This window comes from Chitinimonas sp. BJB300 (assembly GCF_002735695.1).
Lineage (GTDB): Bacteria > Pseudomonadota > Gammaproteobacteria > Burkholderiales > Chitinimonadaceae > Chitinimonas.
The window spans coordinates 1-11,693 of sequence record NZ_PDZH01000122.1 but is presented as its reverse complement, the minus strand read 5'-3'; the positions used below and the strand labels follow the sequence as shown (position 1 = coordinate 11,693).

The window sequence follows — 11,693 nt, the reverse complement described above, 5'->3', positions numbered from 1 at the left end:
CCTACCATCGCCGACAAGCCCGTTGCTGTCGCCGCGCCAAACGTGCTCAGCAAATAGTCGGTGTACAAATCGAGTTCTTTGTTCTTCATGGCGACAGGTTATCGTATGCACTGCGTAACATCAGTTACTAAAAGTAGTACTCGTCCCAACCGGGGTAAGAGGCACGTTTAAGCTGCATCCATAAGCAATCGCTAGGATTCGCGCGCCCTCCAGCGCCGACCAGCTAGGTGCCTAGTAAAGATCATGCAGACACCTAGTGTAAGTATTCGATGCCAAAGCCTTATGGCAGGCGGCCCTCAGCCGCGCAACACGCCTTCTCGCTTCGTTGACAAGCGAGAAAAGTCGGGCGCAATATCCAAGCGCATTTGGCCTACAAAAGAGCCCGCCAGCTAGCGCTGGCTCTTACCCACTGGAATACCGGTTTTGTCAAAAGGGGAATTTAGATGACCTTGGCTCGTTATAGCCTAATAGCCTCCGCCGTTGTGGCGCTCACCGCCTGCGGCAACAAAGAAGAAACACCCGCAGCTGAAACTGCTGCGCCAGTTTCCGCTACCGCCCCTGGCGATGTCGTTATCAAAATCGGCCATGCAGCACCGCTAACTGGCAACATTGCACACTTGGGCAAGGACAACGAAAATGGCGTGCGTCTGGCCATTGATGAACTGAACACCGAAAATGTCGAAATCGGTGGCAAGAAGGTCAAGTTCGAAATGGTCTCGGAAGATGATCAAGCCGACCCGAAAACTGCCACCACCGTGGCGCAACGTTTTGTTGATGCCAAGGTTGCTGGCGTGATTGGCCACCTCAACTCAGGCACAACGATACCCGCTTCAAAGATCTATTCCGATGCAGGTATTCCCCAAATCTCGCCTTCGGCCACCAACGCCGCCTACACCCAGCAAGGTTTCAAGACCGCCTTCCGCGTAATCGCCAATGACATTGCCCAAGGTGGTGCATTAGGTGAATTTGCCGCCACCACCCTCAAAGCAAAGAAGGTCGCCATCATCGACGACCGTACCGCTTATGGCCAAGGCTTGGCGGATGAATTTGAAAAGGCGGCTAAAGCCAAGGGTGTAACCGTGGTAGGTCGGGAGTTCACCACCAACCAAGCCACCGATTTCATGGCCATCCTGACCACGATCAAGGGTAAGAAGCCGGATATCATTTTCTACGGTGGCATGGACGCGCAAGCAGGCCCGCTGACCCAGCAGCTCAAAAAGCTGGGCGTTAGCGCCAAGGTAATCGGTGGTGATGGATTCCAAACAGGTGAATACATCAAGCTGGCAGGCGATAATGCCGAGGGCCAGTACGCTTCGCAACCCGGTATGCCGAAAGACAAAATGCCTGGCTTTGGGGCTTTTAACGAAAAGTACAAGGCCAAGTTCAACACCGACATCCAGATTTACGCGCCTTTCACCTATGACGCTACGCGTGTCATGGTGGCGGCAATGAAAAAGGCCGGCTCGTCCGACCCTGCCAAATATTTGCCCGAAATGGCGAAAACGGATTACGCCGGCGTGACAGGCCCCATCAAATTTGATGCCAAGGGCGATATCCTTGGTGGCAATGTCACGGTCTATCAGGTGAAGAACGGTGTTTGGGAAGCTGTCGCAACCGTAGGTGGTGCCGCACTGGCCCCTGCAGCGGCACCAGCTCCTGCGCCGGCCGACGCGGCGGCACCCGCCCCAGCAGAAGCACCAAAATAATCAGGCACACCAGCTAACAGGCGGCTTCGAAAGATGCCGCCTTTTTCGTTCCGTTTTCCCTAACTACACCAGTCATCAAGCCCAAGTCAGAATCCGCCCGCGCCTAAATATAATACGCACTGGGCGCACGGGGTTTCGTCTGCTTCTACCAGTACGATTCGCTTTCCCACACGCAACAAGACGGGGAGTCAACGCGTGGATATTTTTATTCAGCAACTTATCAATGGCCTAGTGGTCGGCAGCATTTATGCGCTGATTGCACTTGGCTACACCATGGTTTACGGCATTCTCCAACTGATCAACTTCGCCCACGGTGAAATTGTGATGATGGGCGCAATGATCACCATCTCAGCAATCAGCGTCCTATCTGCCACTGGCATCGGCTTACCCGGCCCAGTGCTAGTAGTCGGCGGACTTTTGATCGCCATGCCCATCACCATGCTGATCGGCTTCATCATCGAGCGTATCGCGTACCGTCCATTGCGCAACGCACCGCGACTAGCCCCACTCATCACTGCAATCGGTATCTCCATCGTATTGCAACAGGTTGCGGTGTTAGTCTGGAAAAACAACCCCCGGTCATTCCCTGATCTATTGCCTCATGAAGGACATAACTTCTTTGGTGCCGTTATCACCGATCTACAAATCGTCATCGTTGCCTTGGCCCTTCTGATCATGGTCGGCCTCTTGGTGATGGTGGAGAAGACCAAACTTGGCCGCGCCATGCGTGCCGTCTCCATGAACCAAGCAGTCGCCGGTTTGATGGGCGTCAATATCAACTACGTCATTTCCATGACCTTTGTCATTGGTTCCGGCCTAGGCGCAATCGCAGGCGTCATGGTAGGCGCCAACTATGGCCTCGCCTACCCCACCATGGGTTTCATGATCGGCCTGAAAGCCTTTACGGCTGCGGTATTGGGCGGCATCGGTAACCTTGGCGGCGCAGTAGCTGGTGGTATCTTGCTTGGTATCATTGAAAGCGTCGGTGCAGGTTATCTAGGCCCCTTGACTGGCGGTGTGCTGGGTAGTCATTACCAAGACATCTTCGCCTTCATGGTGCTGATCCTGGTATTGGTCTTCCGACCAAGCGGCCTCTTGGGCGAACGCGTAGCTGAACGCGCCTGATCGGGAGAACGAGACAATGTTAACTTTTAGCAAAAAGAATAAGGTTACGGCTTATATCGGCATGGCGGTGTTCGCCGTCGTGCTGGCCGTACTGCCGTTTATCATGGGTGCCACCTTGGGTAACACCTGGGTGCGCAACCTAGACCTCGCCATGCTCTACATCATGCTGGCGCTGGGTTTGAATATCGTGGTGGGTTACGCTGGCTTGCTCGACCTGGGCTACATCGCCTTCTACGCTGTCGGGGCCTATGTCTACGCCTTGTTGAACTCGCCACATCTGGTGCCACTGTTGGCGGGTACCGGGTTCGAATGGATCCTGCACATGCCGCTATTGGTGGTATTGCCATTGGCCGCACTGATGGCAGGCTTGTTCGGTGTATTGCTTGGTTCCCCCACTCTAAAACTGCGCGGCGACTACCTCGCCATCGTGACGCTCGGGTTTGGTGAAATCGTCCGCTTGTTCATGAACAACCTTGACCGGCCCATCAACATCACCAATGGCCCGCAGGGCGTGAACCTGATTGAACCCGTGAGCTTGTTCGGCCACAAGTTCTCCCAGGCCATCACCGTGTTTGGTGTCGAGTTCCGCAGCGTCCATCTCTACTACTACCTGTTCCTCGCGCTGGCCCTGATGATCATTGTCGTCTCTATCCGCCTGCAAAGCTCACGCATCGGTCGGGCATGGGTGGCCATCCGTGAAGATGAAATCGCCGCGCAGGCCATGGGCATCAACACACGCAATGTGAAACTGCTGGCCTTCGCCATGGGTGCTTCCTTCGGCGGCGTATCCGGCGCCATGTTCGCCAGCTTCCAGGGCTTTGTTTCGCCCGAGAGCTTCATCCTGATGGAATCCATCGTCGTGCTGGCCATGGTGGTATTGGGTGGCATGGGTCATATCCCTGGCGTCATCCTCGGCGCAATCCTGCTGTTCCTGACCCCCGAAGTATTACGTGATGTGGTCAACCCGCTACAGGACAAGTTGCTGGGCGAGCGTGTCGTCAATCCGGAAAATCTGCGCATGCTGTTGTTCGGCCTTGCCTTGATCTTTGTCATGCTGGTCCGTCCGGAAGGTTTGTGGCCCTCCAAACGCCGTAAAGCCGAGCTCCACGAGAAAGACGAAAAAGCAGCCGCTGAAGCAGCTGAAAAGGAATCCGCTCATGGCTAATCAAGCGAATACTGAGCTGTTGCTGGAAATTTCCGGCATCCACAAACGTTTTGGCGGCCTGTGCGCCCTAAACGATGTTGCCCTCTCTATCAACAAAGGCGAAATCTACGGTCTGATCGGCCCGAACGGCGCGGGTAAAACCACGCTGTTCAATGTATTGACAGGCCTCTATCAACCCGATGAAGGCAAGTTCACCTTCAAAGGTATCGACCTGTTCCGCCAAAAGCCGAATGTGGTGGTGGACAGTGGCATCGCCCGTACCTTTCAGAATATCCGTCTGTTCCACAATATGACGGCGCTGGAAAATGTGATGGTGGGCCGTCATGTGCGCACCAAAGCCGGCGTAATTGGCGCAGTATTCCGCAACCCGGGTACTCGCGTCGAAGAAGCCGCCATCAAAGCCCGCTCGCTGGAACTGCTCGACTATGTCGGTATCCGCAAGCATGCCGAAGAACATGCCAAAAACCTGAGCTATGGCGATCAACGCCGGCTGGAAATTGCCCGCGCTTTGGCCACCGACCCGCAGCTGCTGGCCTTGGATGAGCCGGCTGCGGGCATGAACGGCAAGGAGACGGATGACCTGAAGCGGCTGATGGAAAAAATCCGTGCTGATGGCGTCACCATTCTGCTGATCGAACATGATGTGAAACTGATGATGGGCTTGTGCGACCGCATCGCCGTGCTCGACTACGGCAAGAAGATCGCCGAAGGGGTACCGGAAGTCGTCAAGAACGACCCGCGCGTGATCGAGGCATATCTCGGCGCCACGCCGGATTAAGGAACAGCATGAGCAACAACGACAAGAAACTGTTGGAAGTCAAAGGCCTTCAGGTCGCCTACGGTGGTATCCAGGCGGTCAAGGGTATTGACCTGGAAATCAAACAAGGCGAGTTGGTGGCACTGATTGGTGCCAATGGCGCCGGCAAGACCACTACTCTGAAAACCCTGGTGGGTATGGTCAAGCCCGCTGCCGGCACCATTCTTTACGATGGCCAAGACACTTCGCGCATTCCGGTCTACCACTACATATCGCGTGGCTTATCCCTGGTGCCGGAAGGCCGGGGCATCTTTCCACGTCTGACCGTGGAAGAAAACCTGTTGATGGGAGCCTACTACCGCAACGACAAAGCCGAAATTCAGAATGATCTGGCCCGTGTCTACACCCTTTTCCCTCGGTTGAAGGAACGCTACAAGCAGTTGGCGGGCACGCTATCGGGTGGTGAGCAGCAAATGGTTGCCATGGGCCGTGCCATCTTGGCGCGCCCCAAACTGCTGCTGCTGGATGAACCCTCAATGGGCTTGGCCCCCATCATCGTGCAGAAAATCTTCGAGATCATCCGTCAGATCGCCAGCGAAGGCGTCACGATGCTGCTGGTGGAACAGAATGCCAAACTGGCGCTCAAGACAGCCAGTCGAGGCTATGTGATGGAAAGCGGTAAGATCACTTACGCTGATAGCGCAGAAGCCCTGCTAGCCAACGAAAAGGTGCAACACGCCTATTTGGGCGAATAAGCACCCTCGTGGCAAACTGAGCGGCCCGCACAAATGCGGGCCGTTTTCAATTCAACCAGGAACATATTCAATGAGTCTGTCGCAAGTAAGCGCATTCTGTGTTCCCCTGGCTGCTGCTCGTGACAGATTGTGAACACGTACTTACGGGAAATACCGTGATGCCTCTTTTTGGCGCTGTGATTGTCGGTGATGAAATCCTATCTGGCCGTCGAGCTGACAAACACTTGGCTTTCATTGCGAAGGCCCTGAATGAACGTGGCTTAACCTTGGCGTGGGCCCGCTATATTGGCGACAATGCTGACGCTCAGGCACAGCTCTACGCCGAAACTTTTGCTGGCGACACCATCGTATTCAGTTTTGGCGGCATCGGTGCGACACCGGACGATCATACCCGTCTTGCTGCTGCCACAGCAGCTAGTGTGATGTTGGAGCAGCACCCTGAGGCAACGGCGCTTATCGAAGCGCGATTCGGTGAGACCGCCTATCCCAACCGGGTCAGGATGGCGCAACTACCAACCGGCAGTATACTCATACCAAATCCAGTGAACCAGATAGCAGGATTCTCGCTAGGACAACACCACTTCCTGCCAGGATTCCCTGAAATGGCATGGCCCATGGCTGAATGGGTACTCGATCACTACTACGCAGGTGAGGGCGAAGTCCGTCAAACCGTGGGGTTTATCGTGCCCGGTGCCAAGGAAGGCGACTTGATCGACCTGATGGAAGTATTTGTCTCCAATCACCCTGCCCTTGGCTTTTCATGCCTGCCCAGCTACGGCAACGACCGTCATCCAGAGCCACATATTGAATTCTCGGTTAGCGGCAAGCCTCAGTTAGCCGAGGATGCAGCGGCAGAGCTCCGTGCAGCGCTCGTAGCTCGCGGATATCCGATTGCTCGTTAGTACCTATCAAAGCCTACTGCGCGTCAACAATATGACGTCGAAAATGTCCTCGGAGTGCTCATTTACCACTTGTAAACGTCGCTTCCTCGAGCTTTTTCGCTTTAGCTCGTGAGACTTTGACCGGTTCTTAGGCACCCTCGCGCATTGCAGTCACGGTATCGCGGATCAAATGGCCGGCAATGCTGAAGCGTGGCGGAATATTCGGCAACGCATCGATGGAAAACCACTGCGCATCCTCGATTTCTCCGGCTTGTGGCACGATTTCGCCTTCCTGCCACTCCGCTGTGTAAGCCACCATCAAGCTATGGGGAAAAGGCCAACTCTGGCTGCCGTAGTAGCGCAAATTATTCACGCGGACGCCCACCTCTTCCGCCACTTCGCGATACACGCACTCCTCCAACGACTCCCCAGCCTCGACAAAACCCGCCAAGGCGCTATACACGCCCGGTGTAAAGCCCGGCGAGCGCGCCAGCAGCAGCTCCTTCCCACGCCACACCAGTGCCATCATGGCAGGGCTTAGGCGCGGATAGACTGGATGCTTACAGGTCGGGCAGCTACGGCAACGCTCGGCAGGGACCAAGACGGTGGGGGTGCCACAAACACCGCAGTAGCGATGCGCCCTATCCCATTCGATAATCTGCGCAGCCCTGACAGCCAACGACATCAACTCAGCAGACATTTCCTGCATTGCAGAACGCAACGAAACGGCACGCCAACCCGATGGGATAGCCTCCAGGCTTACCGTCCAACAATCCACACCATCCAGCCGACCAAGGTAATGAGCCTGCATTACATGTAGTGGCAACTCGCCCAAGGCTTGGGGGCGAAACACGCCGAGGTCAGCCTCTGGCAAAAGCAATTTTCCAGCAACAAAGCTAAATTGCCATGCGACTGACGAAGGGGGATCTAGCGGACTGACGGCAGGCAGGAAAACAACCATGATTGAGTGCGGAAAGGGAAAGCAGCCAGTATACGCTGCCTATTTATACCCATAATCAGTTAACAAACATCAACTCAGTACCGTCACGATTTCCAAGCCGATCTCATACATCTGGCCCTGTTCCAACTCATGGCAACGCCGCACACGTACTTTGGCCGTCATTGGCTGAGGGGTAATATCACCGGCGCGAGGCGGCAAGACGGTGACCTCCAACTCTTCATCAGGCCGGGGGACAAAGTTGGTATGCACCGTCAGACCCTTTACCGAAAGGTCGATGCAGGTGCCGTAATAGCTCGGCCCAAGATCCGCAGTACGGATACGCGTCGGGCACTCGATCGGTATACGGCGAGAAATACGCTTGTCACTGGTCAAAACAATTCTCCCCAAAATACACGGTCTTTACCTGAAATTGCACCAACACTACAAGTACATACTGACACCAGTCTACGCAACACAGACAAGCCACATATAATTGCGTGCTATGCCTGAATCCTACGCCATTAATCACTACGAAAACTTCCCTGTCGCGTCTCTATTATTGCCTGCGACAATGCGCCGACCAATTGCTATCGTTTACCGGTTTGCTCGCACTGCCGATGACTTTGCCGATGAAGGGGAAAGAACAGCGGCTGAACGCCTGGCGCTACTCGAGGATTACCGCCAGGCGCTCAGACGAATCGAGAACAACGAAGATCCAGGCCTGCCCTTATTTCGCGACCTGCTTGATGAGGTAATTCGGCCTCATCAGGTACCCATTCAGCTATTTCATGACCTGCTTGATGCATTCTCGCAAGACGTCATCAAGACACGGTTTGCCGATTTTGGCGAAGTAATGCAGTACGCTCGCCGTTCTGCCAACCCCGTCGGACGTATTGTGCTTCATGTTGCCGGCCAGGCCAGCAGTCGTAATCTGGCATGGTCTGATGGCATCTGTGCAGCGCTACAATTGATTAATTTCTGGCAAGATGTCGCGATTGACTGGAAAAAAGACCGGGTATATCTGCCGCAGGATGAGTTAGCCCGCTTTGGCGTTGATGAGGCGCAAATCGCCGCTGCGCACGTTGATGACAAATGGCGTGCTTTGATGGCCTTCCAGGTTGACCGAACCCGTAGAATGCTGAGAGCAGGATCCCCCCTTGGTGTGGCATTGCCAGGACGGCTGGGGTTAGAGATCAGGTTAACCGTATTAGGTGGTGACGCCATTTTGAAGAAAATCATCGCCTGCGACTACGACATCTTTCGCCAGCGCCCGGCGCTTCGCGGTCGCGATTGGCCAATGCTTTTGCTGCGTGCACTTTTGCCGAAAAAGATTCGCTCATGAAATTAGCGACCCTATCGTCGCATCTACTGAAAGCCCGAAGCTGGTATTGTGGCTTGGCGTTACTGGCGATCATTACAGCTACCGGCTATACCTTCTGGCCTGATGAAGCGCCCAAAGCCCACTTACCAATTGCCGCGGGGAATACGCTGCAAGGCAGGGTTATTGAGGTGCTGGATGGTGATACATTGGATCTGATTGCTACTAACTCGCATACCTATCGGGTACGGCTAAGCTATGTAGATGCCCCAGAGCGCGACCAGCCTTATGGCCCCCTGGCGCGTCAAAATCTGGAACAACTGCTCATTGGCAAACAGGTTCTCGTCTTGGTGCATGGCCAGGACAAATATGGCCGATTGCTCGGCGAGGTCAGTCGCAATGGTCAGGATATCAGCGAAATGCAGCTTCAAAGTGGCGTAGCTTGGCACTATCTGTTCTTCGCGCAAAAACAGCAGGATGCCCGACAATTCGCGCGCTATCAGCAACTAGAGGAAACCGCCCGCCAGCAAGGCATTGGTCTATGGCAAGACTCGCAAGCAGAGGCTCCCTGGGATTTTCGCCGCAAGCAGCATGGCTAGCGGCCGCTGCGTATCGTCAACACGCCACTACCGATAATCAAGGCAATAGCGCACCAGCTGGTGATTCCCAATCGGTCTCCCCAAAGCAGCATGCCGAATAGACTGGAACACAGTACCGTGCTGTAGGCCAACCCTGCGACCGCCAGCGTTCTGCCTTTTCGATAAGCACGCGTCATCGCCAATTGGGCAGCAGTAGCGCAACTTCCCATCCCCAGCAGTATCCAAACATTGCGCCAATGAATGGGGCTAAAACGATCAAACGCCATCCATATGCCCGCCGCCACGGTGGCAATCAACGAAAAATAGAAGACCGTGCGCCACTCCGGCTCGCCCGCCTCCCCCAGCATACGTACATTCAAGTAGGCAAACCCTGCGCCAAAACCCGATGCCAATCCTATCAGCCCGGCAAACCACTGCTCACGACTGAATGTGGGTTGCAGCAATATCACAATACCAACAAAGCCCAGGGCGACTGCAGCCAGCAGCGCACGCGAAGGGCGCTCGTGCAGCCAAATGGTAGTGAACAATGCCAAAAATAACGGCGAGGTGTAATTAAGCGTGACAGCGGTCGCCAAGGGTAAATGAGCGATGGCATAGAAATACAACATCAACGAACCGGTACCGGCAATGGCGCGGCTGAATTGCTTTCCCAGCACAGGTGACCGTAACGACCCGCCACGCATCAACACAACAACCCCGATAACCAAAAAGCCGACCAGGCAGCGGTAAAAAACCAGTTCAGCCGTGCTGAATTGCGCTGCGCCCAACTTGACGAAGACGCCCATACAAGCAAAAAGGAGTGATGCCAGCAACATCCAAAAAGGGCCGGAATGCCGTAAAGCAGCTAGGTGAGGCGACATAGGCCACATTGTAGCGACCCGCGTTGCTCAGCAGGCAAGCCCGCCCCAAATAAAATACTAGGCCTTCAGCAACAGCGCGCCCGAAAGCAATTTTACGAGCTCGGTCTGGCGATGCGTGCCCGTCTTCCAGAACATGGATTTAAGCTGTGTGCGCACTGTCGATACCTGTACCGATAAACGTGTCGCAGCTTCCGTCGGCGTACACCCCTCCAGAATCAACGCCGCAAGCCGGCATTCGGCAGGAGACAAGCCATACAGTGCCGCCAATACATCCAGTGGCTGCTCTTCATTGCCGGCGGGGTTATGCGCCATCAATAAGGCGAGAGGACGGCGGCCATCCGCCACCAGCGGTGAATCGGCAGGAAGTGGCGCCACCAGCACAGTCAACCGATCGCCCTCAGCACTCTCCAGCGCCAACGCACCACTCTGGGCTGGCGTATCCGTCGCTTGCAGCAGCAGCGCAGACAGCTTGGCAGACATACCCGGCCCGGTTGCCAGTACTCTGCCATTCTTGATCGACACGCCACTCAGCCCCCCCTCTTCCGCTGCGCGATTGGCAAAAATCACTCGCCCATCCGCATCAACCACCCACATCGGCGCAACAAGTCTATCCAAGGCTTGGCGCGCCACCGCGGCCTGCATACTCAATCGTGCAAATTCAGTAGAAAGGCGGCAAGCCAGTTCGATATGCGGAGACAAGCGCTCCAGGAACCCCACCGCCTCCTCATCAAATATCGCCCCCTCCAAGCCGCGCTGGAATGCAATGAGCGCTTCACTGCGCCCATCGTCGAACACCCGTGCACCGATCATCCTCCGCAATCCGTGCGGCAACATGTAATGCTGGAAGAATTCATTGTTCGCAACAAATCGATCATCGAAATATTGGTGTTCCGCCACCCATACACCGACAGGCGTGCGATTGATGATCTCAGCCCAGGGATCTATCGCCAGGTAACACTCGTTGTAGGCCCGGATAGCTTGGTCGCTATGCCCAAACAGATACCAACGCACCGGCTCGCGGGTCTGCTTATTGCGCAGATAAAACCCCCCCGCGGTAGCGCCGATGGTATCGGCGATACGATGAAGCAAACCCTCCCACTTTGCGGGCTCCAACACTGCCGCATGGATCGTGGTAACGAGTTGGTCATATTGCCGCGATCTATTATCGCCCATATCAAACTGCTCCCTTGCAGCAATGGCCTGTTGTTCTGCAGCGGGCAATGTTATCGGGCTGGGCGTTATATTCAAACGAATTTACTCATAAGTTATGCCCTATCCACCATTTGGGGGATGACGCCCCCAACCCCAAGCACTAAAGTTAGTCCATCGCCCGAGGAGGAGGAAATCTCGGGGAGGAGGAATCTCCTCGTGGTCACTATTAAAATTAATAGTGACCAACATAAAGCCAGCAACCGGATTTGGCATCGTATCTAAAACCAGCCAAGCGACGTTAGCCAGCAAAAATCGGCATAGGGGCGACCAGATGTTCTGGCCGACCCCTGCCACACCACCCGGCATGCGGGTCCGCACCGGGCGGTTGGAGCAGTTGAGGTCAATCTGCCTCCAATTGATGCACATCGCCCGGTT

At 55.1% G+C, this 11,693-nt stretch carries 12 protein-coding genes; 8 read left to right on the top strand and 4 right to left on the bottom strand.

Annotated features, from left to right (window positions below; genetic code table 11):
- Window positions 1–443 precede the first annotated feature (443 nt).
- The 6 genes from CSQ89_RS17215 to CSQ89_RS17190 all read left to right on the top strand — a co-directional run bounded on the left by CSQ89_RS17215 (window position 444) and on the right by CSQ89_RS17190 (window position 6,410).
- The gene (locus CSQ89_RS17215; protein ID WP_099407329.1) at window positions 444–1,706 is read left to right on the top strand and encodes a branched-chain amino acid ABC transporter substrate-binding protein; all 1,263 of its coding nucleotides are present in this window, start codon (window positions 444–446) and stop codon (window positions 1,704–1,706) included.
- Window positions 1,707–1,901: 195 nt separating this feature from the next.
- The gene (locus CSQ89_RS17210; protein WP_099407328.1) at window positions 1,902–2,831 is read left to right on the top strand and encodes a branched-chain amino acid ABC transporter permease; all 930 of its coding nucleotides are present in this window, start codon (window positions 1,902–1,904) and stop codon (window positions 2,829–2,831) included.
- Window positions 2,832–2,847: 16 nt separating this feature from the next.
- A complete protein-coding gene (locus tag CSQ89_RS17205) occupies window positions 2,848–3,996 on the top strand; it encodes an ABC transporter permease subunit (RefSeq protein ID WP_099407327.1) in 1,149 nt (382 codons plus the stop codon).
- Window positions 3,989–4,774 carry an ABC transporter ATP-binding protein gene (locus CSQ89_RS17200; RefSeq protein ID WP_099407326.1) on the top strand — a complete coding sequence of 262 codons (786 nt, stop codon included), beginning with the start codon at window positions 3,989–3,991 and terminating at the stop codon, window positions 4,772–4,774. The genes CSQ89_RS17205 and CSQ89_RS17200 overlap by 8 nt, the downstream gene beginning before the upstream one ends.
- An 8-nt stretch (window positions 4,775–4,782) precedes the next feature.
- On the top strand, window positions 4,783–5,508 hold the full coding sequence (locus CSQ89_RS17195; protein WP_099407325.1) for an ABC transporter ATP-binding protein: 726 nt from the start codon (window positions 4,783–4,785) through the stop codon (window positions 5,506–5,508).
- Window positions 5,509–5,666: 158 nt separating this feature from the next.
- The gene (locus tag CSQ89_RS17190; RefSeq protein ID WP_099407324.1) at window positions 5,667–6,410 is read left to right on the top strand and encodes a competence/damage-inducible protein A; all 744 of its coding nucleotides are present in this window, start codon (window positions 5,667–5,669) and stop codon (window positions 6,408–6,410) included.
- 127 nt (window positions 6,411–6,537) lie between these two features.
- On the opposite strand, the gene nudC is transcribed toward CSQ89_RS17190, so the two are convergent.
- The gene (gene nudC / locus CSQ89_RS17185; RefSeq protein WP_158229028.1) at window positions 6,538–7,263 is read right to left on the bottom strand and encodes an NAD(+) diphosphatase; all 726 of its coding nucleotides are present in this window, start codon (window positions 7,261–7,263) and stop codon (window positions 6,538–6,540) included.
- Window positions 7,264–7,419: 156 nt separating this feature from the next.
- Complete coding sequence (locus CSQ89_RS17180) at window positions 7,420–7,722, bottom strand: PilZ domain-containing protein (RefSeq protein WP_158229027.1); 303 nt, start codon at window positions 7,720–7,722, stop codon at window positions 7,420–7,422.
- Window positions 7,723–7,831: 109 nt separating this feature from the next.
- On the opposite strand from CSQ89_RS17180, the gene hpnC reads away from it, so the two are divergent.
- Window positions 7,832–8,671 carry a squalene synthase HpnC gene (hpnC, locus tag CSQ89_RS17175; protein ID WP_099407321.1) on the top strand — a complete coding sequence of 280 codons (840 nt, stop codon included), beginning with the start codon at window positions 7,832–7,834 and terminating at the stop codon, window positions 8,669–8,671.
- Complete coding sequence (locus CSQ89_RS17170) at window positions 8,668–9,246, top strand: thermonuclease family protein (RefSeq protein ID WP_099407320.1); 579 nt, start codon at window positions 8,668–8,670, stop codon at window positions 9,244–9,246. The genes hpnC and CSQ89_RS17170 overlap by 4 nt, the downstream gene beginning before the upstream one ends.
- Here the strand turns inward: CSQ89_RS17170 and CSQ89_RS17165 are convergent.
- Window positions 9,243–10,106: a DMT family transporter gene (locus CSQ89_RS17165; protein ID WP_199065646.1), complete on the bottom strand. Its 864-nt coding sequence runs from the start codon at window positions 10,104–10,106 to the stop codon at window positions 9,243–9,245. The genes CSQ89_RS17170 and CSQ89_RS17165 overlap by 4 nt on opposite strands.
- A 57-nt stretch (window positions 10,107–10,163) precedes the next feature.
- Window positions 10,164–11,279 (bottom strand): PAS domain-containing protein, encoded by a 1,116-nt coding sequence (locus CSQ89_RS17160; protein ID WP_099407318.1) that lies wholly within the window; start codon window positions 11,277–11,279, stop codon window positions 10,164–10,166.
- Between the last annotated feature and the right edge of the window lie 414 nt (window positions 11,280–11,693).

Excerpts from the sequence above, each read along its gene's own strand:
- hpnC (WP_099407321.1), top strand. The coding sequence starts at position 7,832 with ATGCCTGAATCCTACGCCATTAATCACTACGAAAACTTCCCTGTCGCG.
- CSQ89_RS17190 (WP_099407324.1), top strand. The coding sequence starts at position 5,667 with ATGCCTCTTTTTGGCGCTGTGATTGTCGGTGATGAAATCCTATCTGGC.
- CSQ89_RS17165 (WP_199065646.1), bottom strand. The coding sequence starts at position 10,106 with ATGTCGCCTCACCTAGCTGCTTTACGGCATTCCGGCCCTTTTTGGATG.
- CSQ89_RS17200 (WP_099407326.1), top strand. The coding sequence starts at position 3,989 with ATGGCTAATCAAGCGAATACTGAGCTGTTGCTGGAAATTTCCGGCATC.
- CSQ89_RS17160 (WP_099407318.1), bottom strand. The coding sequence starts at position 11,279 with ATGGGCGATAATAGATCGCGGCAATATGACCAACTCGTTACCACGATC.
- CSQ89_RS17195 (WP_099407325.1), top strand. The coding sequence starts at position 4,783 with ATGAGCAACAACGACAAGAAACTGTTGGAAGTCAAAGGCCTTCAGGTC.
- CSQ89_RS17170 (WP_099407320.1), top strand. The coding sequence starts at position 8,668 with ATGAAATTAGCGACCCTATCGTCGCATCTACTGAAAGCCCGAAGCTGG.
- CSQ89_RS17205 (WP_099407327.1), top strand. The coding sequence starts at position 2,848 with ATGTTAACTTTTAGCAAAAAGAATAAGGTTACGGCTTATATCGGCATG.
- CSQ89_RS17215 (WP_099407329.1), top strand. The coding sequence starts at position 444 with ATGACCTTGGCTCGTTATAGCCTAATAGCCTCCGCCGTTGTGGCGCTC.